This is a genomic window from Natrinema sp. DC36, from assembly GCF_020405225.1.
Classification (GTDB): Archaea; Halobacteriota; Halobacteria; order Halobacteriales; family Natrialbaceae; genus Natrinema.
The window spans coordinates 1,332,567-1,354,167 of record NZ_CP084472.1 but is presented as its reverse complement, the minus strand read 5'-3'; the positions used below and the strand labels follow the sequence as shown (position 1 = coordinate 1,354,167).

Annotated in this window: 27 protein-coding genes and 2 tRNA genes; 4 read left to right on the top strand and 25 right to left on the bottom strand. The window is 63.2% G+C overall.

Annotation, left to right across the window (positions count from 1 at the left end):
- Positions 1-38 precede the first annotated feature (38 nt).
- The 3 genes from LDH74_RS07355 to LDH74_RS07345 all read right to left on the bottom strand — a co-directional run bounded on the left by LDH74_RS07355 (position 39) and on the right by LDH74_RS07345 (position 3,393).
- On the bottom strand, positions 39-824 hold the full coding sequence (locus LDH74_RS07355) for a twin-arginine translocation signal domain-containing protein (RefSeq protein ID WP_226041866.1): 786 nt from the start codon (positions 822-824) through the stop codon (positions 39-41).
- Positions 825-986: 162 nt separating this feature from the next.
- The gene (locus tag LDH74_RS07350) at positions 987-2,039 is read right to left on the bottom strand and encodes a polyprenyl synthetase family protein (protein WP_226041865.1); all 1,053 of its coding nucleotides are present in this window, start codon (positions 2,037-2,039) and stop codon (positions 987-989) included.
- A gap of 1 nt (position 2,040) precedes the next feature.
- On the bottom strand, positions 2,041-3,393 hold the full coding sequence (locus LDH74_RS07345) for a ribonuclease J (protein ID WP_226041864.1): 1,353 nt from the start codon (positions 3,391-3,393) through the stop codon (positions 2,041-2,043).
- Between the two features lie 364 nt (positions 3,394-3,757).
- On the opposite strand from LDH74_RS07345, the gene trkA reads away from it, so the two are divergent.
- Entirely contained in the window at positions 3,758-5,089 is a 1,332-nt protein-coding gene (gene trkA, locus LDH74_RS07340; protein ID WP_226041863.1) for a Trk system potassium transporter TrkA, read from the top strand.
- Positions 5,090-5,140: 51 nt separating this feature from the next.
- Here trkA and LDH74_RS07335 read toward each other — a convergent pair whose 3' ends face one another.
- The 4 genes from LDH74_RS07335 to LDH74_RS07320 form a co-directional block, all read right to left on the bottom strand.
- Positions 5,141-5,344 carry a hypothetical protein gene (locus LDH74_RS07335; RefSeq protein ID WP_226041862.1) on the bottom strand — a complete coding sequence of 68 codons (204 nt, stop codon included), beginning with the start codon at positions 5,342-5,344 and terminating at the stop codon, positions 5,141-5,143.
- On the bottom strand, positions 5,341-6,891 hold the full coding sequence (locus LDH74_RS07330) for a TrkH family potassium uptake protein (RefSeq protein WP_226041861.1): 1,551 nt from the start codon (positions 6,889-6,891) through the stop codon (positions 5,341-5,343). Before LDH74_RS07330 ends, LDH74_RS07335 begins: the two co-directional genes overlap by 4 nt.
- 127 nt (positions 6,892-7,018) lie before the next feature.
- Positions 7,019-7,705, bottom strand: a complete 687-nt coding sequence (locus tag LDH74_RS07325; RefSeq protein ID WP_226041860.1) for a TrkA family potassium uptake protein — start codon at positions 7,703-7,705, stop codon at positions 7,019-7,021.
- A gap of 146 nt (positions 7,706-7,851) precedes the next feature.
- Entirely contained in the window at positions 7,852-8,097 is a 246-nt protein-coding gene (locus LDH74_RS07320; RefSeq protein ID WP_226041859.1) for a hypothetical protein, read from the bottom strand.
- A gap of 134 nt (positions 8,098-8,231) precedes the next feature.
- Between LDH74_RS07320 and LDH74_RS07315 the strand changes: the two genes are divergently transcribed.
- Positions 8,232-9,764 (top strand): TrkH family potassium uptake protein, encoded by a 1,533-nt coding sequence (locus LDH74_RS07315; protein ID WP_226041858.1) that lies wholly within the window; start codon positions 8,232-8,234, stop codon positions 9,762-9,764.
- A gap of 32 nt (positions 9,765-9,796) precedes the next feature.
- Here LDH74_RS07315 and LDH74_RS07310 read toward each other — a convergent pair whose 3' ends face one another.
- The gene (locus tag LDH74_RS07310; RefSeq protein WP_226041857.1) at positions 9,797-10,537 is read right to left on the bottom strand and encodes an isopentenyl phosphate kinase; all 741 of its coding nucleotides are present in this window, start codon (positions 10,535-10,537) and stop codon (positions 9,797-9,799) included.
- Positions 10,534-11,520: a mevalonate kinase gene (mvk, locus tag LDH74_RS07305; protein WP_226041856.1), complete on the bottom strand. Its 987-nt coding sequence runs from the start codon at positions 11,518-11,520 to the stop codon at positions 10,534-10,536. Before mvk ends, LDH74_RS07310 begins: the two co-directional genes overlap by 4 nt.
- 202 nt (positions 11,521-11,722) lie before the next feature.
- On the opposite strand from mvk, the gene LDH74_RS07300 reads away from it, so the two are divergent.
- Entirely contained in the window at positions 11,723-12,649 is a 927-nt protein-coding gene (locus LDH74_RS07300; RefSeq protein ID WP_226041855.1) for a thiamine-phosphate synthase family protein, read from the top strand.
- A 24-nt stretch (positions 12,650-12,673) separates the two neighbouring features.
- Here the strand turns inward: LDH74_RS07300 and LDH74_RS07295 are convergent, their stop codons facing one another.
- The 15 genes from LDH74_RS07295 to moaA form a co-directional block, all read right to left on the bottom strand.
- Positions 12,674-13,114: a hypothetical protein gene (locus tag LDH74_RS07295; protein WP_226041854.1), complete on the bottom strand. Its 441-nt coding sequence runs from the start codon at positions 13,112-13,114 to the stop codon at positions 12,674-12,676.
- 216 nt (positions 13,115-13,330) lie between these two features.
- On the bottom strand, positions 13,331-14,140 hold the full coding sequence (gene rpsB, locus LDH74_RS07290; RefSeq protein WP_226041853.1) for a 30S ribosomal protein S2: 810 nt from the start codon (positions 14,138-14,140) through the stop codon (positions 13,331-13,333).
- The gene (gene eno, locus LDH74_RS07285) at positions 14,137-15,342 is read right to left on the bottom strand and encodes a phosphopyruvate hydratase (protein ID WP_226041852.1); all 1,206 of its coding nucleotides are present in this window, start codon (positions 15,340-15,342) and stop codon (positions 14,137-14,139) included. The genes rpsB and eno overlap by 4 nt, the downstream gene beginning before the upstream one ends.
- Positions 15,339-15,524, bottom strand: coding sequence for a DNA-directed RNA polymerase subunit K (locus tag LDH74_RS07280; RefSeq protein ID WP_006184680.1), 186 nt, complete (start codon positions 15,522-15,524; stop codon positions 15,339-15,341). Before LDH74_RS07280 ends, eno begins: the two co-directional genes overlap by 4 nt.
- A gap of 2 nt (positions 15,525-15,526) precedes the next feature.
- Positions 15,527-15,721, bottom strand: a complete 195-nt coding sequence (locus LDH74_RS07275; RefSeq protein ID WP_226041851.1) for a DNA-directed RNA polymerase subunit N — start codon at positions 15,719-15,721, stop codon at positions 15,527-15,529.
- A 12-nt stretch (positions 15,722-15,733) separates the two neighbouring features.
- Entirely contained in the window at positions 15,734-16,132 is a 399-nt protein-coding gene (locus LDH74_RS07270; protein ID WP_098726866.1) for a 30S ribosomal protein S9, read from the bottom strand.
- Positions 16,126-16,575 carry a 50S ribosomal protein L13 gene (locus tag LDH74_RS07265; RefSeq protein WP_226041850.1) on the bottom strand — a complete coding sequence of 150 codons (450 nt, stop codon included), beginning with the start codon at positions 16,573-16,575 and terminating at the stop codon, positions 16,126-16,128. The genes LDH74_RS07270 and LDH74_RS07265 overlap by 7 nt, the downstream gene beginning before the upstream one ends.
- Positions 16,572-16,925: a 50S ribosomal protein L18e gene (locus LDH74_RS07260; RefSeq protein WP_226041849.1), complete on the bottom strand. Its 354-nt coding sequence runs from the start codon at positions 16,923-16,925 to the stop codon at positions 16,572-16,574. The genes LDH74_RS07265 and LDH74_RS07260 overlap by 4 nt, the downstream gene beginning before the upstream one ends.
- An 87-nt stretch (positions 16,926-17,012) precedes the next feature.
- Positions 17,013-17,097: transfer RNA gene (locus LDH74_RS07255), tRNA-Leu, on the bottom strand.
- 129 nt (positions 17,098-17,226) lie between these two features.
- Complete coding sequence (locus tag LDH74_RS07250; protein ID WP_226041848.1) at positions 17,227-17,976, bottom strand: DNA-directed RNA polymerase subunit D; 750 nt, start codon at positions 17,974-17,976, stop codon at positions 17,227-17,229.
- 3 nt (positions 17,977-17,979) lie between these two features.
- Positions 17,980-18,369 (bottom strand): 30S ribosomal protein S11, encoded by a 390-nt coding sequence (locus LDH74_RS07245; protein ID WP_226041847.1) that lies wholly within the window; start codon positions 18,367-18,369, stop codon positions 17,980-17,982.
- Entirely contained in the window at positions 18,366-18,890 is a 525-nt protein-coding gene (locus tag LDH74_RS07240) for a 30S ribosomal protein S4 (protein ID WP_226041846.1), read from the bottom strand. The genes LDH74_RS07245 and LDH74_RS07240 overlap by 4 nt, the downstream gene beginning before the upstream one ends.
- On the bottom strand, positions 18,890-19,426 hold the full coding sequence (locus LDH74_RS07235) for a 30S ribosomal protein S13 (RefSeq protein ID WP_226041845.1): 537 nt from the start codon (positions 19,424-19,426) through the stop codon (positions 18,890-18,892). The genes LDH74_RS07240 and LDH74_RS07235 overlap by 1 nt, the downstream gene beginning before the upstream one ends.
- Before the next feature lie 72 nt (positions 19,427-19,498).
- Positions 19,499-19,581 (bottom strand) — tRNA-Ser (locus LDH74_RS07230).
- Between the two features lie 210 nt (positions 19,582-19,791).
- Positions 19,792-20,781, bottom strand: a complete 990-nt coding sequence (gene moaA, locus LDH74_RS07225; protein WP_226041844.1) for a GTP 3',8-cyclase MoaA — start codon at positions 20,779-20,781, stop codon at positions 19,792-19,794.
- A gap of 225 nt (positions 20,782-21,006) precedes the next feature.
- Here moaA and LDH74_RS07220 point away from each other — a divergent pair, with 225 nt between their 5' ends.
- On the top strand, positions 21,007-21,234 hold the full coding sequence (locus LDH74_RS07220) for a hypothetical protein (protein WP_226041843.1): 228 nt from the start codon (positions 21,007-21,009) through the stop codon (positions 21,232-21,234).
- 95 nt (positions 21,235-21,329) lie between these two features.
- Here LDH74_RS07220 and LDH74_RS07215 read toward each other — a convergent pair whose 3' ends face one another.
- Positions 21,330-21,554, bottom strand: a complete 225-nt coding sequence (locus LDH74_RS07215; RefSeq protein WP_226041842.1) for an AbrB/MazE/SpoVT family DNA-binding domain-containing protein — start codon at positions 21,552-21,554, stop codon at positions 21,330-21,332.
- Between the last annotated feature and the right edge of the window lie 47 nt (positions 21,555-21,601).

Below are 21,601 nucleotides of genomic sequence, written 5' to 3'. Positions count from 1 at the left end.
CGGATCCGGCATTCGTGGGCCGCCGATCCGGTTTCGGCTCAGTTCTCGACGTCGTCCTCGTACACCCGCGTGTTGAGGACGTTGCTCATGAGGACCATCGCGGCCCGGCTCACCGAGGACGTGCCATCCTCGGTACCGCTGGCGTCACTATCAGTTGTGTCGGTACTGTTACCGTCACTATCAGTTGTGTCGGTACTGTTACCGTCACTATCAGTTGTGTCGGTACTGTTACCGTCACTATCAGTTGTGTCGGTACTGTTACCGTCGCTTTCGGTTTCGTTGGAGCCGTCGGACTCCTCGGTGTCGCCCTCCGAATCGGTCGACCCATCGTCATCACTGCCGGTCTCGTTGTCGCCGCCCTCGCTGTCGGCGACGGCCGCATTATACTGCTTGCACCACTCGGTCTTGACGCCCCAGCCGTAGGCCTGCCCGTCGAACGGCTCCGTGACCTCCGCGTAGAGCATGTCGACCTCGGCGTCGTTTTTCACGAGGTTCTCGTTGTAGACGGTCGTGATGACCTCGATCTCCGTCGTCGATTCCGATTCGGTCGAGGCACTCGAGTCATATCGGAGGACCAGATCCGAGCCGTCCCACCGGAGCGATTCGACCGGGATGTCGTTTCGCTCGACGAGCGTGTAGAACTCGCCGGGCGTCCCCTTTCGGGGCTCGCTGGGCTCTTCGGGTTCGATCTCGTTCGAATCGGACGTATCGAGTAGCGATCCGACACAGCCAGCGACTGCGGTCGTGCCGACGGTCGCGGCCGCGCCGAGAAACCGTCGTCGAGAGGAGGGTCCGGTAGTTACGTCGGGGGCGTCGACAGTCATGTCCTCCGCTCGGTGTGGGACCCGCAAAAAGACCCGGACGATATCGAACACTGAGTTCGGCCGAGAACGGACCCGTTCCGCCCGGCTCGAGCGGGAAGCGCACGAAACACGACTCGAGCGATGAGTACGCAGAAAATCCGCGAAACAGGGCCGCGGCTTCGTTCAGTAGCCGCGTTCGATCAGATAATGGGCGATTTCACAGAGGAGTTCACGGGCCTCATTGTCCGGCACGACCTCGAGTCGATCCTTCCCCCGCTCGACCAGTTCTTGGGCGGTTTCGTTCGCGTAAGCGATCGAGCCTGCCGCCTCGAGTTCGGCGACCGCCTCGTCGATCTCGGCCTCCGTGACCGCGTCGACGTCATCGGTGTCGACCAGTCCGTCGATGTCGACGCCCTGCTTGCGAGCGTGGACGGTGATCAACGTCTGTTTGTTCTCGACGAGGTCGCTCCCTCGCTGTTTGCCGAGTTCCTCGCTGGGGACCGTCAGATCGAGCACGTCGTCCTGAATCTGGAATGCGCGGCCGATGTCGAGTCCGTAGCCGTAGAGTTCGTCGATCGTTTCGTCGTCGGCCCCGAGCAAGATTGCCGGAAGACAGGCCGAAGCCGCGTACAAAACGGCCGTCTTCTGTTCGACCATCTCCAGGTACTCGTCGGGGGTGACGTCGGTGCGCTGCTCGAAGGTGACGTCCAGCGACTGGCCCTCGCAGATGTCCGTGCAGGTGGTGGCGAGGACGGAGAGCGCATCGACGATGCGGTCGGACTTCGCTCCCGTCTCGAGCATGATCTCGAAGGCCTTCGAGTAGAGCGTATCTCCAGCGAGAATGGCCGTCTCGAGGTCGTACGCCTTGTGAACAGCTGGGACGCCGCGGCGAAGGTCGTCGTCGTCCATGATGTCGTCGTGGATCAGGGTGAACGACTGGATGACCTCGACGCTGACTGCGGCGGCCATCATGTCGACCGGACCGCTCTCGTCGAGCGGAGGGAACGACCGGTACTCCGCCGAGAGCGGCTCGGTGTCGGTCAGCGCCTCCGCCGTCGTCAGGAGGACGGTCGGGCGGAGCCGCTTGCCGCCCGCGTCCAGCAGGTATCTGGATGCCTCGTAGAGCCGTTCGGGCCGCTGGATCGGTAGCTCCTCGGGAATCGCGTCGTTGACCAGCTCGCGGCGCTGCCGGACCGCCTCGAGCACCGCCTCTTCGCGTGCCTCGGGACTCGTCATATCAGTCGACTAATTGGATGAGGTTCCCGTTGCGCGTGACGTGGAGGTCTCGTCCCATCTTGTATCCCTCGCCCTCACAGAGATTGACGTAGCTCGAGAAGCCGCTCATGTCCTGGTGGGCTGGGATGATGTTCTGCGGTTGTAGTGCGTCGAGCATCTCGTAGTGACCCTCCTGATTGAGGTGGCCCGAGACGTGGATGTCGTCGTAGACCCGCGCGCCCTGCATGCCGAGCAGTTTCTCGGCCTGGTAGCGCTGGCCCTCGTTGGTCGGCTCCGGAATCACGCGGGCGGAGAAGACGACCTTGTCGCCGTCTTCCAGTTCGTACGGCGTCTCGCCGCGGGCCATCCGGGTGAGCATCGCGCGAGGCTCGCCCTGGTGGCCGGTGACGATCGGCAGGTAGTCGCCCTTGCCATCGTTCATAATCCGCTTGAACGTGCGGTCGACGGACTTTCGGTGGCCGAACATCCCCAGATCGGAGGGGAAGTCGATGAAGTCGAGCCGTTCTGCGGTGCCCGAATACTTCTCCATCGACCGACCCAGCAACACGGGCTGGCGGCCGATGTCGTCGGCGAACTCCACCAGCGACTTCACGCGAGCGATGTGGCTCGAGAAGGTGGTGGCGACGATGCCGCCGTCGTAGTCCTCCATGCTGTAGAGCACGTCCCGGAGGTGTTCACGGGCAACGTTCTCGGAGGGTGTTCGACCCTTCTTGTTCGCGTTGGTACAGTCCTCGATGTAACAGAGGACCCCCTCGCCCTCGCGACCGATCTCGCGGAAGCGCTCCATGTCGATCGGATCGCCGATGACCGGCGTGTGATCCATGCGCTTGTCGAGCCCGTAGACGATCGCACCTTCGGGCGTGTGGAGAACGGGGTTGATCGCGTCGATGATCGAGTGCGTGACGTTGACGAACTCGAGGTCGACCTTGCCGGAGTCGCCGATCGACATCGTCTCGCCGGCCTCCATCTTGACGAGATCGTTTTCGACGCCGAACTTCTGTTCACCCTCGATCTGCTGTTTGACCAGCTCGATCGTAAAGGGCGACGCGACGACCGGCGCGTTGTACCGGTGGGCCAGCTTCGAGATGGCACCGATGTGGTCGAGGTGGCCGTGTGTCGGCACGATAGCCTTCACGTCGCCCTCGAGGTCGCTCATGACCCGATCGTCGGGGATCGCGCCCATATCGATCAGGTCGAGACTGTGCATCCGTTCGGTTTCGACGTTGTCGTGGATCAGAACCTGCGAGAGGTTCAGCCCCATGTCGAAAATGACGACGTCGTCGCCTGCGCGGACGGCAGTCATCTGCCGTCCGACTTCTTCGTAGCCGCCGATGGTTGCGATTTCGATTTCCATGGTTCCTCGTACTGAAAGTCGCTGCCTGGACTCTCGTCGAAACGGTCCGCGGACTCCCGGTTGTACGGCCCCGGCGTCTTACAGCACGTCGGCCATCCCGCTATGCGCTCGGTGCGACGGCGGTTCCGTCTTCGATAGCTCGCGACATCGCAAGCCCCGAACGCACTTGCCCGCGGGTTTCGCTAGTGCCTCCTACACGGCCGGGTGTTAAAAACGCAGTGGGTTGGCTCGCCCGTCGTCGCATCGCCCCTACCGCCCACTGAGGGCACCTTCCGGGGAACTGGCAGGCGCTTTCAGGCACCGAAATCCATTTCCCCGTCGCCTCGAAACGGATCCCAATAACTATGATTTCGGAGGGACCGTCGTGTACGTAATCATCGTCGGGGCCGGCGAAGTCGGTCGATCGATCGCCGCCAACCTGGAGGACACCCACGACGTTGCCCTGGTCGATCGCGACGGCGACGTCACCGAGGAACTCACGTACTCGCTCGACGTGCTCACGATCCGCGGTGACGGAACCGACCTCGAGACGCTGCGCGAGGCCGGACTCGAGCAGGCGGGTCTCGTCATCGCCTGTACCGACAACGACGAGACGAACGCGGTCGTCTGCGGCGCGGCGAAAGCTGCGGGCGACGTCTTTACCATCGCACGAGTGCGTCGCCGGACGTTGCTCGAGACGTGGCAGGGCTCGAAGGGGGCCTTCGGCGTCGATTTCATGGTCTGTACCGACCTCTTGACCGCCCAGGCGATCTTCCGGATTTCGGGACTGCCGAGCGCGCACGACGTCGATACGTTCGCTGGCGGGCTCATTCGCATGGCCGAGTTCGACATCCCGGTGGACAGCCCGATCGCAGATCGGACCGTCAGGGAAGCTGACTGTTACGATTCGCTCACGTTCGCCGCGATCTTCCGGGACGACGAGATGGTCGTCACCAGAGGTGACACCGTTATTCAGGCCGGGGATCGGGTCGTCGTGATCGGGAGTCCAACTTCGATCAACGACTTCGCCAACGAAGTCGCTATGACGCCCGAGGAAGCGGAGGAAGTCGTCATCGTCGGTGCCAGCGAGATCGGATTTCAGACCGCCCGGGAGTTCGAGGATCACGGCTTTCGTCCGCGGCTGATCGAACGCGATCACGAACGGGCTCGCGAGGTCGCCGAGTCGCTCCCGAACACGATGGTCATGGAGAGCGACGCGACCAATCAGGAGTTCCTCGCCCGCGAGCACGTCGGCGAGGCCGACGTCGTGATCGCCGCCCTCGACAGCGACGAGAAGAACCTCCTCGTCTCCCTGCTCGCCGACCGCCTCGGCGTCGACCGTACCGTCGCGATCATCGAGAACCCCCAGTACGCCGACCTCTTCGAGACCGTCGGCGTCGACGTCGCGATCAATCCTCGAGAGGAAACCGCGGAGGAAATCATCCGGTTCACCCGGACGGACAACACCGAGAAGATAGCGATGCTCGAGCACGATCGCGCGGAGGTCATCGAGATCGAGGTCGGCCCGGAGAGCGTTCTCGTCGGCCGAGAGATCGTCGATGCGACGAACGACCTCCCGGAGGGCGTCGTCATCGGTGCCATCTCGCGGGACGGTGAGCACATCACGCCGCGCGGCGAGACGGTCGTTCAGTCCGGCGACCACGTGATCATCTTCGTCGCCGCGGACGCTCTCGACGAGGTCATCGAACTGATATAGGAGTCGAGGTAATCGCTCGAGTTCTCCCTTCCGAAGGCAGTCGAACGGCCCTTAGCCGCGGACACCGCGGTAGAGGACGTATGCGGTGAAGAAAACGACATAGGAGAGTGCGAGTCCGGTAGTAAGGGTCGATCGTCCAACGAGGGCGATGAAGAGGATCAGAAGCGGGCCGACGAGCAAGAGCGAATCGAAGACCCGATCTTCGGCACCCGATTCGAGCAGCTCACCGACGATCGGGAGGTTGCTGGCCCTCATCGGTAGATCCCTCCGCGGCGGAAGACCGCTCGCACCGTCACGAGGACCGGAATAATCTCGAGGCGACCGATCCACATGTTAAAGAGGAACATGATCTTACCGAGCGTCGGTAGCGATTTCGGACCGGTGATCCCCGCGGAGAGACCGACGTTCCCCTGTGCGCTGGCGACTTCGAAAATAACGTTCTCGAGCGTGTACGCTCCCTCCGGGAGTAACAAGAGGAGAACGAACGTGCCGATACCGAGGAAGACGAACCAGAGGAACGCGATGATCGCTGCTTCCTCGAACTCTTGGCGCATCTCTCGTTCGTTGAGGCGACGACCGTTGATTTTCAGCCGTCGGACGGCCGTTTCGGGGTAGAACACGTCCGAAATCCGGAACCTGATCCCCTTTAACAGCGTGAGAGCCCGGATCAGCTTGATTCCGCCGACCGTCGATCCGGCTGCACCGCCGACGATCATGCCGAACGTCACGGTGAGCTGGGCCTGAGCCGTCCAGCTTCCCAGTGCCACGTTGGTCGAGTCGACGGCGGTCTGGAAACCGGCACAGGTGGCGGCAGAGACGAACTGGAACGATCCGTATCGGAACGCCGTGAACAGGGAATCGTACGTGTCGCCGACGTACACTAATGCGGTGAGAGCGAGCGTTCCGAGGCTCATGTAAATGAACACCCACCGGGTCTGCAGGTCTGCGTAGAGGTTACGCAGATCGCCCTGCAGAATGAGATAGTGGATCGGGAACGCGATACTGCCGAGCAGCATGACTGGCAGCAGCGCAAAGTCGATAGCCGCACTGTCGTAGGTGGCGATCGAGTTGTCGGTGATCGAGAACCCGCCGGTTGCCAGACCCGTCATCCCGTGGTTGATCGCACCCCAGATCGGCATTCCGACGGTCCAGAGGAGCAAGATTGAGACGAACGTAAAGAGGATGAAGATCCACCAGATCGTCTGGACGGTAGAGACGATGCTCGGATGGATCCGTTCCGAGCGGGCCTCGCTCTCGTACAGGGTCAACGAACCGCTCCCGGGACGCGCGAGAATCGCCGTCGTAAGGACGATCACGCCCACGCCGCCGATCCACTCGATGAACGAACGCCACCACTGGAGGGTCCGTGGCAGGACCTCCTCGTTGTCGGTCATCGTCAGCCCCGTGCCGGTAAAGCCGCTCATGCTCTCGAACAGCGCGTTGAGCGGATCGGTAAACGCCGCGAGCGTCGTCGTCTGGGAGGGTGTCTCCATGAGCGTCGGCGAGAACTCGACGGTCCACGCGATGAAATAGAAGGGCAACGACCCGAAGACCGCGACGCAGAACCACCCTGCCGCGGCGATGATCATCCCGTGTAGCTTCCCGGGTTTGGTCGCCTCTCGAAATCTAGTCGTGAAGAAATAACCGATGGCCAACGGAACCAATCCGGAGACGATCAGTGCAGGAATCGCGTAGTATTCGCGCCAGACGATCGGAATGAGAAGGGAGACGAACATCAGGCCGGCCAGCGCCTCGAGAATTCGCCCCAGGTCTCGACCGATCGTTTCTATCGCCTCGTTCATGTGTCGCTCACTGCCCGACCCGGGGCCATATACGCGTTGAAATCCTGCCGGTACAGTCGAATTCTGGCATCCGATACCGACCGGTGTGACCGACGGTTACGGAGCCGTCGTTCGCTCGATTCAGTCGTCATCGTAACTGGTCTTCTGGATGGCCGAACACGTCCGTGAGCGACGGTTCTGCCCCAAATGCCGAATACACAGTGAGTAAATCGTCGGCCTCGATACGCGTATTCCCCCGCGGCGTAATCGGCGGATCTTCCCCTTCGCGTTCGATAGCAACGATCAGGACGTCCTCGGGGAGGAGGTCTTCGTTCGCCGCCTCGATGAGGTTCTTCCCGTCGATCGGCGCGTTTTCCGTGACGCGGATCTCGAACACCTCCGCTTCCTCTCCGATTCGCATGTAGTCGACGATCGCCGGGCGAGCCACCGATCGGTAGAGGTACTCGGCGATGAGCTCCTGGGGATTTTCCATCGTGTTAACGCCGATCTGGCTGAACACGTTCATGTGCTGGGGGTCGTGAACGACCGAAACGATATTGGGGACTTCGTGTTCCTGCGCGAGCAGACAGACCATGATGTTGGTCGCGTCCCGGTCGGTCGTACTGATCATGGCGTCCGCGTTCTCGATTCCAGCATCCATCAGCGCGTTGTGGGCCGTCGCATCGTCGTTGAGAACCAGACAGTCGTATTCACCGGCGATCTCGTCCGCTCGTTCGGGATCGTTTTCGATGACGACGACCTCGTTTCCCGACCGGGTCGCGATGTCGATGAGCGGCATCCCGATATCGCCCGCACCGACGATGACGATATACATTGCGTCGGTGTTCTTGCCTGGCCATTGAAAATATATCGTTTCAGTGACCTCGACCGTCCCTCGTTATCTCGTGACGGGAGCGAAGCGTCCGTCGATCGCCCGTCGATGCCGAATTACGGATGACGGGGACGTTCTCGCGGGGATATTCATTTCCACGGTGGCCGCCGCCGCTGTCGCCGTCTCGATCGTTCTCTGGATTCCGCCAGAATTCGTTCGATCGCCCAGCCAGCCCACAGGAAGACGATCGTCATGAAAACGGCTATTTCTAACCGAATGATCGATCCGTACCAAACGGCGAGAACGATGGCTGTGATCGCCACCGCAGTGATGACGACGCCGAATACGTCGTAAAACGAGTGTGGATGACGAACGCTCGGTAACCGAACGCTCATAGGTAACTATACGCACAATTTGTATATAATTCCTCGGATCAGCGTTGCGTAGCGTCTTACGATGGATTAATACGATCCAATCAAAATGCCATTAGATACTGTGTCCAGACGTGACTGCGCAACTGGGGTGTTCGATGCGGCTCCGAACTGACTGGCGCGCCAGTTTCGCCCTCGTCGGGATCGTCCTCAAATATCTCGCCGTCCCACTGGTGATTCCGCTCATCGTGGCGCTCATCTACAACGATCCCGTCTTCCCGTTCGTCGCGACGATCGCCCTCACGATCGCCGTCGGCCACGGCCTCGAGCGGCTCAGTCCCGATCCGGACCTGCAGGTCCGGGAGGCGATGCTGTTCGTCGCGATCACGTGGCTGGCAGTGGCGATCATCGGTGCGGTGCCGTACGTGCTCGCGGGTTGGGGGACCGAATCGACGCTCGCCCACCCCGTCAACGCCTTGTTCGAGTCGATGTCCGGGTTCACGACGACCGGGGCGACGGTTCTCGGGGAGATTTCGACCGACCGCCACTCACACGCGATAATGATGTGGCGGCAACTGACCCAGTGGCTCGGCGGGATGGGTATCATCGTCCTGATGGTCGCGATCTTGCCGGAGCTCGCGGTCAGCGGCGCACAGCTCGTCGAGTCTGAAGCACCGGGACCGCAGCTACAGAAACTCACGCCGCGAATCGCCGAGACGGCACGCATTCTCTGGCTCGTCTACTTCGCGTTCACCATCGTTTACATCGCCATTCTCTACGGCTTCCACCTCGCCGGGATGGCTCCCAACATGGGCCTTTACAATGCCATCGCCCACGGGTTCACGACGCTTCCCACGGGCGGTTTCTCGCCCGAGGCCGACAGCGTCGCGGCGTTCTCCGCGGTCGTTCAGTGGACCGCCATCCCGTTCATGATTATCGCCGGCACCAACTTCGCTCTGTTTTGGCACGTCTTCAGCGGCGAGCGACAGCGCTTCGTCCGCAACTCCGAGTTTCGTGCCTACATCGGTGCGATCGTGGCATTGACGGCCGTGCTCACTGGCATTCTCTATACCGGTGGTGCCCCGGCACTGGCAGATCTCGGCGGCGTGACGGACGGTGTCTTCGAGAACTCGCTGCGTCAGAGCGCCTTCCAGATCGCGTCGCTGCTGACTTCGACCGGCTACGCGACCAGCGACTTCGTCGAATGGACCTCGACGGGTAAAATCGTGCTCCTCTTCGCGATGCTCGTCGGCGGCTGTGCCGGATCGACCGGCGGCGGCGTCAAGGTCGTCCGGTGGCTAATCGTGTTCAAGATCCTGCGGCGGGAGCTGTTTACGGCCTCCCATCCCGAGGCCGTTCGACCGATCCGCCTCGGTGGCAACGTCGTCGACGAGGACGCGATTCGCGGCGTGCTCGGCTTCACCTTTCTGTACCTCCTGATCTTCGCCATCGCCACCCTGCTCATCGCGCTCGACGCCAATCACCTCGTGGAAACCCCGCTCGAGGCGTTCAGCGCCAGCCTCGCGACGATCGGAAACATCGGCCCCGGCTTCGGGTTCCTCGGCCCCTTCGGTAGTTACACCGACTTCCCGATCCTCTCGAAGCTCTTGATGATCTTCCTCATGTGGATCGGTCGATTGGAGATTATCCCCGTGCTCGTCATGTTCACCGGCGGATTCTGGACCCGTTAAAATCGTCTGTCAGCTCTCCGTTGCGTCCGAATTCAGTCGATCGTCGTCCCCGGATTCGCACCGTCGAGGAACGACTCGAGCGCGTCGAGGCCGAAAATCGACGCTTCGGCCTCGAGATCCAGCAACGTTCGGACCTTTCCGGCCATCCCGCCGGTCACGTCGGTCGCCTCGCTAGCTCCGAGCACCGCAGCCACCGCGTCGAAGTCGTCGATCCGGTCGATCACCGCGTCGTCTTCGTCCAGTACGCCGGGAACTGTCGAACAGAGGCCGACCCGATCCGCGGCGAGATCGCGGGCGAGTACCGCCACGAGCTCGTCGCCGCTGATCACCGTCGCACCCGCGCCGGCGTGGGCGATCACGTCACCGTGGAGGACGGGAACGAACCCCTCCTCGAGCATCGTTTCGATCTGATCCGTTGCCAACTCGAGTTGCCCCTCGCGATCGCGATGCGCCGCCGAAAACGGATGGACCGGGACCGCGTTGACATCCCGCTCGAGAAGTCGAGTCAGAACGAACTGGTTCAGCGTTTTCATCGCCCCGTGGATGTCCAGCACTGCGCTCGCATCGTGCGTTCCTTCGGTCGTACTGACGCCGTGTTCGCTGGCGTTGTAGTGGCCGAAGCTCCCACCGCCGTGGACGACGACGAGGTCGTCGAGCCCCGCCTCGAGCGCCGCCGCGATGGCGTCCGCCGCTCGCTCGAGCGCGTCGCCGTCGAGCGTCTCCGCACGATCCTTCTCGGTGATGACGCTCCCGCCGAGTTTCAGGACGATCATTCGAGCCGCGTCACCCCCTCGTCGGCGAGTTCAGCGCGGAACGCCTCCTCACATCCCGGTGTAAAGGAGAGGGCCGTTTCGGTCTCGGGCGTCGGATCCAGCGCGACGATGCAGCCGCCGCCGCCGGCACCGGTCAGCTTCGCGCCGTGTGCGCCCGCGTCGCGGGCCGCCCAGACCATCGTATCGAGCGAGCGCGAGGAGACGCCCAACGCGGAGAGCAGGCCGTGATTGAAGTCCATCAGCCGCCCGAGCTCCTCGATGTCGCCGTCGGCGAGCGCTTCCTCGCCCTTCCGGACGATATCGCCGATCGCTTCGACCGTGTCGGCCGCGAAATCGTACTCCGCGCGGAGATCTCGAACGCCCGCGACCAGCTGCCCGGTATCCCCCGCGCCGCCGTCGAATCCGATCACGATCGGCAGATCGGGTGCCTCGAGCGTGCGACAGTCCTCGCCCTCGACGCGGACCGCACCGCCGGTCGCGGAACAGAACGTGTCGGCCCGGGAGGCCTGGCCGTCCTGAACCCGGGACTCCGTCTGATAGGCCCGCTCGGCGAGTTCGGCGGGCTCGAGGGTGACGCCGAGTTCTCGAGTCGCGGCGTCGATCGCGGCGACGACGACGGCCGCCGAGGAGCCGAGCCCCGCACCCAGCGGGATGTCGCTCTCGATCGTCACGTCGAAGCCGGCGTCGTCCTCGCCGGTGACCTCGCGGACCTGTTCGATCGCGCCGTCGACGTACCCCATCGCCGCGCTGACGAGCGATTCCGAGACGTCGATGTCGGGTCCGGCCTCCGTCGTCCCGTCGTACTCGACCGTGAATCCGTCCAGACTGAGATCGTCCGCCTGAACGCGGAGCTTGCCGTCGTCGCGTCGTTGCACGCCGACCCGTGCCCGCCGTTCGATCGCACACGGGACGGCGGGCTCGCCGTAAACGACCGCGTGCTCCCCGAACAGGTACACCTTCCCGGGAGCGCTCGAGAGTGTCATGCCCGGCCGTTCGTCCGAGGACAAGTAATACCTGTCTGTGTCGTCGCTGTCGTCCGCGGTGATACGGTCTGCTGTAACGATGTACCGGTGCGACCACAGGCCGGATCACGGTCGCGCCGGAAATGACTTACAGCAGACCGTATGAGCCGTCGACCGTTCGATCGGAGTCGGACTTATGCCCCTGCAGTCGAACGTCGGTCGTATGTCGCTCGTTCTCCCGAGTGAGCTCGTCGTCGAACGGTTCCTACCGACCGTGCGGGCGATGTTAGCCACCCGACTCGCCGACCGCGGGATGACACAACAGGAGATCGCCGCCGAACTCGGCGTGACCCAGGCCGCGGTCAGCAAGTACATCACCGGTACCGGCGGCGGTGACGATCGATTTCGCGACGACCCCGAAACCGTCGCCACCGTCGATCACATCGCGGACGGACTGGCCGGCGGCGAGCTGGACGCCTACGACGCGCTCGCCGAACTCCTCTCGCTGGTCCGGAGCCTCGAGGACCGGGGCCCAATCTGCGAACTTCACGAAGAAGCGATGCCGGAGCTGCAGGGACTCAGCTGCGACCTCTGCGTCCGCGGGGTCGATCCCGACGTCCGTGCCGAACGGGACGTTCTCGCGAACGTCCGCACCGCCGCGCGGACGCTCGCCTCGATCCCCGGTATGGCCGACTCCGTCCCGAACGTCGGGACGAACGTCGGCATGTGCTTGCCCGAGCCGCGCGACGAGACCGATGTCGCCGCGGTTCCCGGCCGGATCTACGCGATAGGCGGCCGGATCGAAATTCCGGCCAACCCCGAGTTCGGCGCCTCGAAACACGTTTCGACGGCGATACTCGCCGCCAACGACGCCGATCCGTCCGTTCGCGGCGCGATCAACGTCGCCACCGACGACGACGTACTCGAGGCCGCGGCGGCGACGGGGATCGATCCGCTCGAGTTCGATGCCGACTACGAGGACCGGGGGGACCACCTCCGAAATCGGTTCGCGGACCGCGGCGAGGTTCCCCGCGTCGCATACCATCGGGGCGCGTTCGGGATCGAACCCGCGACCTACGTCTTCGGTGCGACGGCCACCGACGCCGCCGAACTGATCGAGGCGGTGCTGGATGCGGCGTCTTCGTCGTGAAACTCTCGAGCCATCCTCGGACGCTCAGGAGCGGTTCGCGTCGATCGTCACCGTGATGGCGTCGATGACGGTCGCGTTTGCCCCGCGTTCGACCCGGATCTGATACGTCGGGTCTGGTTCGTCCGGGAGCGGCGACCCGACGGAGAATTCGGTGTGATACCTGTTCGGATCGAGGCTGTAGGTCCCGTCCCATTCGAACGAGTCGTTCCGGCGCTCGTACACGACGAGGGAGTAGGTCTCGTTCGCGGTCGCGTCGATGGAGTAGTCCACGTCGAAGCGAGCGCCGTTTTGCTGGTCGATGGTCTCGACGGAGACGTTGTCGATCACGTCACCGGTCGACGGGTCGCTGATCGTCGAACTGTACTCCTTACTCGTATCGGAACAGCCGGCAACGAGAAGCGCGCCGACGACCATCACGGCCGCGACGACGGCTCGCCAGTCCCGGTCGGAGGGTGCCGAGGACATTGTCACTTTTTTCTACCAGTTGTGTATAAGTCTTGTCATACAGTTGACTTCTTTGAAGTGGTCCGAACGCCGACGGGGAGTGCCCGTCGAGTTGCCCAGAAGAAGTCTCATCGATCACACGCCGTTCGAGCGTAGTGACAGTCCGTCGCCACACTCTCGGAGATCGCGCTCGAGCGATAGTCGGCGAGAAAACGAACAGCGTCGATATCTACAGCGTTAGACCGTGCTTTCGAAGTCCTCGAGCGAGTAGGACGGTTCGGCACCGCGTCGATCGAGGACCTCGTTGGCGAGGAGCCAGTAGACGACCGAAAGGGCCTTTCGACCCTTGTTGTTCGTCGGGACGACGAGGTCGACGTTACTGACCTGGTTGTTCGAGTCACACATCGCGATGACCGGGATGCCGACCGTGATGGCTTCCTTGACGGCCTGCGCGTCGCCGATCGGGTCGGTGACGACCAGCACGTCCGGCTCGATGTAGCCGTCGTACTTCGGGTTCGTCAGCGTGCCCGGGATGAAGCGACCGGTACGGGCGCGAGCGCCCACGGCATCGGCGAACTTCTCGGCCGGGAACCGACCGTACTGACGGCTCGAGGTGACCAGGATCTGCTCCGGGTCGTAGTTCGCGAGGAAGTCCGCGGCCGTGCGGATGCGGCCGTCGGTCTTCGAGACGTCGAGCACGTAGAGACCGTCGGTTCGAACGCGGTGGATGAACCGACCCATGTCCTCGGTCTTCTGTTGGGTCCCGATGTGGACGCCAGCGCCGAGGTAGTCCTCGACGGGGATCAACAGGTCCGCCTCTTCGTCGGGCATGACATCGTCGTCGAGGGTCGGACCGGCGTCTTCTTCCTCGGCGTCGTCGTCGGCTGGTTCTGCGTCGGCCGCGGGGGCTCCCTCGGCGTCGGCGGGCTGTTCGTCTACTGGCTCGACATCCTCCTCGGCGGCGGGGCCAGCCCCTTCGGCTGGCTCCTCGTCGATTTCCTCCTCGGCGGCGTCGAGCCCTTCCTGGGTTGCGTCGTTTTCTGTCATGTCGCGTCGTCTGCGATTCGAATGAGCTCGTTGAGCTTTGCGGTTCGCTCGCCGCCGACGGTTCCCGTCTTGATGAAGGGAGCGTCGGTCGCAACGGCGAGGTGTGCGATCGTCGCGTCTTCGGTCTCGCCCGACCGGTGGGAGACGACCGAGTCGTAACCGTTCTCCGTCGCGAGTTCGATCGCGTCGAACGCGTCCGACAGCGTCCCGATCTGGTTCGGCTTGATCAGGATGCTGTTGGCCGCGCCGCGGTCGATCCCCTCGATGAGTCGGTCGGTGTTGGTGACGAACAGGTCGTCACCGCAGATCAGCGTCTGGTCGCCGACTTCGTCCGTGAGGTCGGCGAAGGCGTCGTAATCGTCCTCGTCGAGAGGATCCTCGACGTAGACGAGGTCGTACTCCTCGACGAGGTCGGCGATGTACGCGATCTGCTCGTCCGTATCGCGGCTCCGGTCGCTGTACTCGTACGTTTCCGACTCGGAATCGTACAGTTCAGCACCGGCGACGTCCAGCCCGAAGCCGATATTGAAGCCGACCTCGTCTTGGACCAGCGAGACCGCCTCGGCGACGATTTCGAAGGCCCCGCCGTCGTCGATCGACGGTGCCCACGCGCCCTCGTCGCCCTTGCCGCAGGGAACGCCGCGTTCCTCGAGCAGTTCGGCGACGGCGGCGTGGACGGCCGCGTTCGCGAAGACCGCATCTTCGACGCTCGGTGCGCCGACGGGTGCGGCCAGGAACTCCTGAATGTCGGTCGCGTCGGCGGCGTGTTCGCCGCCGCCAACGACGTTACCGAGCGGAATCGGGAAGCCCTCGCCGCGGAACGTACCACCGAGGTGCTGAAAGAGCGGTGCACCGAGCACGTCGGCACCGGCTTTCGCAGCGGCCATCGAGATCGCGACCGCGCTGTTTGCGCCGATCTCCGAGAAGTCGTCCGTGCCGTCGGCAGCGTGGAGCGCGGCATCGACATCGCGCTGGTTGCCCGCGTAGATCTCGCCGACGAGCCGGGGAACGGCGCGTTCCCGAGCCGCAGCGATCGCCTCGCCCGGGGGTCGTTCGACGGCTTCGTACTCGCCCGTGCTGGCCCCGCTAGGTGCCGCGGCACGGCCGAAGCCGCCACTCTCGGTCACGACATCCGCCTCGACCGTCGGGTTCCCTCGCGAGTCGAGGATCCGACGCAGCCGGATGTCGGTGATGAGCGTCATTTCCGGTCGTACCCCCGCTTGACGGTAAAGGGCAACACACCGGCGTCGTACTCCTCTGCGGCGATGAGGATCGGTTGGGTCTGCTCCGTCTCGATCAACACCGGCGCACCGTAGGAGACCTGCAGCGCTCGAGCGCCGAGGATGCGTGCCTTCTCGTAGCGGTTGTGCTGTTGTTGTTGCATTGTTACTGGTACGGGGAGACGATGTCGACGAGGTCCTTGTGACTGACGAGCATGCGCCGACAGCAGTAGCGCTCGACGCCGAGTTCGTCGAGGACCTTCTCGGGATCCTCGTCGCCCTCGTTCGCTCGCTCGTCGAACGCTTCCCAGTGTTCGGCGACGACGTTGCCACAGGTGAAACACCGGACCGGTACCATCATACTTGAATCACCTTAGCGGTAGGATTTCTGGTAGCGCGCCCGAGCGCCCGGGCCGCCCCACTTCTTCGGTTCGGACTGGCGAACGTCGTTGACCAGCAGCGAACGGTCGAACTCCATGAACGCGTCGCGGAGTTCGGCGTCGTTCGAGTGCTGGACGATCCCGCGTGCGACGGCGGTACGGACGGCGTCTGCCTGTCCGCTGATACCGCCACCTTCGACGCGGACATCGATGTCCATCTCGCCGCGCAGGTCGTCGCCGACGATGCGGAACGGCTCGAGCATCTTGAGTCGGGACGTCTCCGGTTCGACCAGTTCGACCGGTTGCGAATTGATTCGAACGCGACCCTCACCCTCGCGCACCGTGGCGCGGGCGACGGCCGTCTTTTTCTTGCCACTCGTGTTGGTTACCATGTGACGTTAGCACCTAACTGTTCGGACACTTCGCGTAGGTGGACGAAGCGGATGTTCGACAGCCGATCCAGCGACGTCCCCTCGAGCACTTCCGTCTCGTGATCGTCGTCGTCCTCGTAGGGGTTGCCGACGTAGACGCGGACGCTGTCGAGTGCCTCGCGGCCACGGGTTTTCTTGTACGGCAGCATCCCGCGAACGGACCGCTTGAAGATCGTGTCCGGTCGCTTGGGGTAGTAGGGTCCGCGGTCCGAACCCAGCTGCAGCCGCGTGCGGTACGTCTCGAAGATGTCTTCCTCGTCGCCGGTGATGACCGCGTCCTCGGCGTTGACGATCGCGACGCGATCGCCGTCCAGCGCGCGCTGGGCGACCTCGCTCGCGACCCGACCGAGAATACAGTCCTGTGCGTCGACGACGAGATCTGCGTCGAACTCTGCGAGACTCATCGAATCACCCGGACATCCGATCCGTCGGGGTTCTCTTCGAGCACTTGCTCGAGCGGTACCGGATCACCGACCTGGTCGATCTTCGTCTCTGCGGACGAAGAGAACTTGACGGCGGCGACGGTGACGTTCTTCTGTAGTGCGCCGGATCCCAGCACTTTGCCGGGAACGACGACAGTCTCTTCTTCGCGTGCGTACCGCTCGATGCGGCCCAGATTTACCTCAGCGTGGGTGCGTCGGGGCTTCTCGAGTCGATCCGCAACGTCTCGCCAGACGTCGGCGTCCGTTTCGCGGGACGTCGACTTCAGCTCGGCGATGAGATCGTTGAGCCTCGGATTAGTCTTGCTACTCATTGGTTTCCTCCAAATACTGCAACTGCCGGCACGTCGGCGGCGCGGGATACTGCGCCGTCGACGGTGGAATCGAGTTTAGAGAAGTGATGCAGGGAGCAGGATTTGAACCTGCGGACTCCTACGAGACAGCGCCCTGAACGCTGCGCCGTTGGCCTAACTTGGCTATCCCTGCTCGCACTTCCGTCTACCCGTCGCCCCTTCAAACCCCTTTCGATTCCAGCAGGAACGCGATCGCCGGTCTCGTCGCTCACGGCGTCGGCGAACGGCGTTCCTTGATCGGGTCGGGGGCGTCGGTTCATATCTATAGCTGTACTGCGTCTTCGAGTTCGGTCGCGCGTTCGGCGAGCGTCTCCGCTGCTCGCGTCACGAGCTCCTCGATGGGGAACGAGCCGTCGGTCTCCACGTGGAAGACGAAGGCGTTCGGCACGTCCTCGACCCGGACCTCCTTGCCCGGGTAGCGATTCGAGAGGTCGTGGTCGAACTCGCTCGTCGACACGAGTTCGCCGTCGTCTTCGATGACGCCGCGGATAATCCGGCTCTCTTCGTCCTCGAACTCGGGAAGATCACCGTCGACCGCCACGCGCTGGAGGTGCCGGTACCCGACCGCGACCCCGCCCTGATGCTTGGCGTGGTTTTTCCCGCGGTCGATGATGGTATCGGCCTCGGCCTCGAGACGCTGGCCGTCATTGAGATCGATGATCGGGATGTTATCGTCCGCGGGTTGGACGAGGTCGTCGCTCGAGACGAGATCGCCGGAGTAGGCGGTCGCCGGCCCTTCGACGTCGATCGAGAGCGTAACGGTGTCGTCCTCGGTGAACTCGCCGACCGGCGGGGTCGTCAGCGGGACGAGCCCGAGTCGGAGCGCGAGTTGCTCGTCGAACATGACCGACGAGTTCTCGACGAACCGGACGGTGTCGATCGCCATCGTGGGTACGTCGGCGACCATCGCGCGGCGGATGCCGTTAGCGAACGCGGGCGTTACGCCGCGAACGAGGAACCGTGCCTCACGATCCTCGCGTTCGACGAACTCGACGTCGTACTCCTCTGTCATGGTCTAGTAGCCGCCCTTGCCTTTCGGTGCGCGCGATCCGTCGTGGGGGATCGGCGTAACGTCCTCGATTCGCCCGATCTCGATGCCCGAGCGGGCGAGCGCGCGAATCGTCGCCTGCGCGCCGGGACCGGGGGACTTCTGGAGGTTGCCGCCGGGGCCGCGCACGCGAACGTGGAGGCCCGTGATACCGGCCGCTTTGACCTCTTCGGCGACGGACTCGGCCATCTGCATGGCCGCGTACGGCGACGCTTCGTCGCGGTTTTGCTTGACCGCCGTCCCACCGGAGGACTTGGCGATCGTCTCCGCGCCCGTGAGGTCGGTCACGGTCATGACGGTGTTGTTGAACGATGCGTGTACGTGGGCGATTCCCCATTTGTCGTCGTTCTGGCTCATTGGTTACCCTCCGCGCGTTCGGGGTGGAGTTCGTCCGCGAGCGGACTGTTCTCGTCGAAGGCCACCAGATCCTCCTCGTCGGTGTCGACGACGTAGGACGGAACGAGGTGGCGCTGCCCGTCGACCACGACGTGGCCGTGGACGATGAACTGGCGGGCCTGCTGGGGCGTGTTCGCCAGTCCCGTCCGGTAGACGACCGTCTGGAGTCGGCGCTCGAGGATGTCCTCGACCTCGAGCGACAGGATGTCGCCGAGTTCGTCCGTCTCGTTGAGGATGCCGACGCGTTTGAGTCGGTTGAGGAACTCCTCGGAGCGTCGGATGACGGTTTCGTCGTCCTGGGCCTGGCCGAGCAGTTCTCGAGCCTCGCGCCGGTAGGAGCGAAGTTCGGACTGCGCTCGCCAGAGCTCTTCTTTGTTCGAGAGCCCGTAGCGGTCGACGAGGGAGTGTTCGGAGGCAATGCGCTCACCCTGGTAGGGGTGGTTCGGCGTCTCGTATTGCTTGGTGTCAGTGCCGAGTGGCATTATTCACCCTCGTCCTCTTCTTCTTCTTCGGCGGCTGCGGCCTCTTCGGCCTGTTCTTCGCGGATCTCTTCGACGTTGACTCCGATGGTGCCCTCCGTTCGGCCGGTGGACTTGGTTCGCTGACCGCGAACCTTCTGGCCTCGCTTGTGGCGAGAGCCCTTGTAGGAGTCGATCATCTTCATCCGGTTGATGTCGTGCTGTCGGGTCAACTGGAGATCGTTCCCGATCTCGTGGGTCGTTTCGCCGCTGTAGAAGTCGCCCTGACGGTTGTTGAGCCAGTCGGGGACCTGGTCGGCGTAGTTCTCCACGGCCTCGATGACGCCGTCGATGACGTCGTCGTCGAGTCGACCGAACGTCGCGGTTCGGTCGACGCCCGCTTCCTCGGCGATGAGTCGGGCGGTCCGGCGACCGATCCCGTTCATCTCCGAGAGCGAGCGCTCGACGGACTTCGTCCCATCGAGGTCCGTTTGTCCGATGCGGACGAAGTATCGGAGGTCTTCGTCGTCTTCTTGTTCTTGAGGTTCTTCCGCGCTCATGTATCGTGTATCTGTCTCTGGTCTGCCTGCGATGCAAATCGACTGGCGGGAAAACGCCAGCGAAGTGTCCGACGTTGTGGCGGGGATTTGAACCCCGGAGGCTTGACGCCACATGGTTAGCAACCATGCGCCTTGGGCCGCTTGGCTACCACAACACCGTTCCGTCTATCATCGCCCTCTCGGACTCGGGGATCACTCCCCTACACGTATTGCACCCGGACCTACCCCCGTCGACTACTTAAGGGCAACGAAAGGTGGTCGCTCCTCGTTCGAATCGATTCCACCGTTGATCGCGCTCAAGTCCCCACCATTCGACTCGAGTCGGTGGCAGAACGAAGGTGACAAAAACGGAGACGCGGGTGAGATCAGGCTCCGGCGTACTCTTCGATGTACTTCTCGTTGACCTCCCACTGTCCCTGCTCGTTCTGGATCATGTACTCGCCGTAGTAGGGAACCCGGTTCGCGACGGTGTCGCGAAAGGCCTCGCGGATCTCCGACGTGGTCATCTCGCCCATCGACTTGAGGTCGTCGTTGCGGTTGAGACAGCCCTTCAGGTAGCCCTCGTGGGTGACCCGAACCCGATGGCAGTTCGCACAGAAGGTCGGGTTCTCGACGGGGTCGACGATCTCGACCATGCCACCGCCGCTCCCGTCCTCGCCGCCGATCCAGTAGCGCTTTCGGTCGTGCATCTCTCGGTGTTCGATTTCGTCGGCCTGCTCGGCCAACCAGTCGTGAACCCGCTGGATGTCGATGTTCCACTCCGGCTTCCCCGTCAGCTCCGGCATGTACTCGATCAACTGGAGCTGTAGTCCCTCGTTCTCGGCGACGTGATCGACCATCTCCGGCACGTACCCCGCGGTGTGCTCGAAAACGACCATGTTGAGCTTGACCGGATCCAGACCCGCCTCGAGCGCCGCTTCGACGCCTTCGAGGACTTTGTCGTAGGCTCCGCTCTTCGTCACCGCGGCGAAATCCTCGGGATCGAGCGCGTCCTGCGAGACGTTGACCCGCTCGAGGCCGGCGTCCACGAGCGCCTCGGCGCGGCCGGGGAGGAACGTGCCGTTCGTGGTCAGCGAAACCTCCATCTGATCGGGCGTCCGTGCGATAATTTCCTCCAGGTCCTGTCGCAGCATCGGCTCTCCACCGGTGAACTTGACCGCGTCGACGTCGAACTCGGCGGCGACCTCGAGAAAGCGGACGACGTCGTCGGTCGACATCTCGTCGTCCTGCGGATCCATCGGTCCGCGAGTGTCCCCGAGCCCCTCGTTGTGACAGTAGACGCAGTCGAAGTTACACCGATCGGTGAGAGAGACGCGAACCCCGGAAACCTCCCGCCCGAATTCGTCGGTGAGCATGACACTGAGTTGCAGCCGGATCCGCTTAAACGCGCCGGGGATTTCGGCGGCTCGTAACCGATTTCGGTTTCTAGATACTGTCAACGAGGGAGTGAGACGCCGTTCGACTCGAGAGTCCCCCTCGGTTCATCGGGGCCGCGAAATCAAACGGTCGGGTGTCCCCCAGAGCGAGACCTCCCACCTTCCGACGGAAGACATACCTCTCCGACGCTCGAACGAGACGCTATGGACGAGGACATGCTCGCGGACCAGCGCCGGCTCGTGGAACTCGTCGAGGAGGAGGGATGGGACGTGACCGATCTCGAGATTTCGGCCTACGACAGTCCGTGGGCCGACGAGGACGACCCCGAAGCGACCGTGACGATCACGGCGCGGAAGCCGTACGAGAGCGAGGACAACGATGACGGTCGCGAAACGGACGAGGACGACGAGAGTCCGTTCCGCGTAAAGTAGCAATCGAGCGCACCGACAGAGAGTTTCGTTCTTCTCATTCGACCCGGTCAGCGTCGCCGTCGCAATCCAATTCAATCGAACTCGGTTTCAGTGTTTCACTCGCCAGCTTCTTCGAGCGCCTCTTTCAGTGCGCTCTCCTCGAGTTGTGCCGCTGTTTTCTCGCTCGCAGCGGCCTCGTCTCGAAGTGCCTCGAGCGGATCGTCTGGAATTGGGACGAGGATCAGTCGGTCGCTACGCTCGATGAGTTCGAATTCCTCACCGAACCGTTCCCGAATCGATTTCGGGAGAGGGAGACACCCGTCGTCGGCACTGACGCGCATATCCCAAGTATTCAATAGGAATATGTGACTCTTCTGCTTGTCCGACG

What these genes read in the sequence shown, in the direction of transcription:
- LDH74_RS07355 (WP_226041866.1), bottom strand. Translation starts at nt 824, where the DNA reads ATGACTGTCGACGCCCCCGACGTAACTACCGGACCCTCCTCTCGACGA.
- LDH74_RS07350 (WP_226041865.1), bottom strand. Translation starts at nt 2,039, where the DNA reads ATGACGAGTCCCGAGGCACGCGAAGAGGCGGTGCTCGAGGCGGTCCGG.
- LDH74_RS07345 (WP_226041864.1), bottom strand. Translation starts at nt 3,393, where the DNA reads ATGGAAATCGAAATCGCAACCATCGGCGGCTACGAAGAAGTCGGACGG.
- LDH74_RS07335 (WP_226041862.1), bottom strand. Translation starts at nt 5,344, where the DNA reads ATGAGGGCCAGCAACCTCCCGATCGTCGGTGAGCTGCTCGAATCGGGT.
- LDH74_RS07330 (WP_226041861.1), bottom strand. Translation starts at nt 6,891, where the DNA reads ATGAACGAGGCGATAGAAACGATCGGTCGAGACCTGGGGCGAATTCTC.
- LDH74_RS07325 (WP_226041860.1), bottom strand. Translation starts at nt 7,705, where the DNA reads ATGTATATCGTCATCGTCGGTGCGGGCGATATCGGGATGCCGCTCATC.
- LDH74_RS07320 (WP_226041859.1), bottom strand. Translation starts at nt 8,097, where the DNA reads ATGAGCGTTCGGTTACCGAGCGTTCGTCATCCACACTCGTTTTACGAC.
- LDH74_RS07315 (WP_226041858.1), top strand. Translation starts at nt 8,232, where the DNA reads ATGCGGCTCCGAACTGACTGGCGCGCCAGTTTCGCCCTCGTCGGGATC.
- LDH74_RS07310 (WP_226041857.1), bottom strand. Translation starts at nt 10,537, where the DNA reads ATGATCGTCCTGAAACTCGGCGGGAGCGTCATCACCGAGAAGGATCGT.
- mvk (WP_226041856.1), bottom strand. Translation starts at nt 11,520, where the DNA reads ATGACACTCTCGAGCGCTCCCGGGAAGGTGTACCTGTTCGGGGAGCAC.
- LDH74_RS07300 (WP_226041855.1), top strand. Translation starts at nt 11,723, where the DNA reads ATGTCGCTCGTTCTCCCGAGTGAGCTCGTCGTCGAACGGTTCCTACCG.
- LDH74_RS07295 (WP_226041854.1), bottom strand. Translation starts at nt 13,114, where the DNA reads ATGTCCTCGGCACCCTCCGACCGGGACTGGCGAGCCGTCGTCGCGGCC.
- rpsB (WP_226041853.1), bottom strand. Translation starts at nt 14,140, where the DNA reads ATGACAGAAAACGACGCAACCCAGGAAGGGCTCGACGCCGCCGAGGAG.
- eno (WP_226041852.1), bottom strand. Translation starts at nt 15,342, where the DNA reads ATGACGCTCATCACCGACATCCGGCTGCGTCGGATCCTCGACTCGCGA.
- LDH74_RS07280 (WP_006184680.1), bottom strand. Translation starts at nt 15,524, where the DNA reads ATGCAACAACAACAGCACAACCGCTACGAGAAGGCACGCATCCTCGGC.
- LDH74_RS07275 (WP_226041851.1), bottom strand. Translation starts at nt 15,721, where the DNA reads ATGATGGTACCGGTCCGGTGTTTCACCTGTGGCAACGTCGTCGCCGAA.
- LDH74_RS07270 (WP_098726866.1), bottom strand. Translation starts at nt 16,132, where the DNA reads ATGGTAACCAACACGAGTGGCAAGAAAAAGACGGCCGTCGCCCGCGCC.
- LDH74_RS07265 (WP_226041850.1), bottom strand. Translation starts at nt 16,575, where the DNA reads ATGAGTCTCGCAGAGTTCGACGCAGATCTCGTCGTCGACGCACAGGAC.
- LDH74_RS07260 (WP_226041849.1), bottom strand. Translation starts at nt 16,925, where the DNA reads ATGAGTAGCAAGACTAATCCGAGGCTCAACGATCTCATCGCCGAGCTG.
- LDH74_RS07250 (WP_226041848.1), bottom strand. Translation starts at nt 17,976, where the DNA reads ATGACAGAGGAGTACGACGTCGAGTTCGTCGAACGCGAGGATCGTGAG.
- LDH74_RS07245 (WP_226041847.1), bottom strand. Translation starts at nt 18,369, where the DNA reads ATGAGCCAGAACGACGACAAATGGGGAATCGCCCACGTACACGCATCG.
- LDH74_RS07240 (WP_226041846.1), bottom strand. Translation starts at nt 18,890, where the DNA reads ATGCCACTCGGCACTGACACCAAGCAATACGAGACGCCGAACCACCCC.
- LDH74_RS07235 (WP_226041845.1), bottom strand. Translation starts at nt 19,426, where the DNA reads ATGAGCGCGGAAGAACCTCAAGAACAAGAAGACGACGAAGACCTCCGA.
- moaA (WP_226041844.1), bottom strand. Translation starts at nt 20,781, where the DNA reads ATGCTCACCGACGAATTCGGGCGGGAGGTTTCCGGGGTTCGCGTCTCT.
- LDH74_RS07220 (WP_226041843.1), top strand. Translation starts at nt 21,007, where the DNA reads ATGGACGAGGACATGCTCGCGGACCAGCGCCGGCTCGTGGAACTCGTC.
- LDH74_RS07215 (WP_226041842.1), bottom strand. Translation starts at nt 21,554, where the DNA reads ATGCGCGTCAGTGCCGACGACGGGTGTCTCCCTCTCCCGAAATCGATT.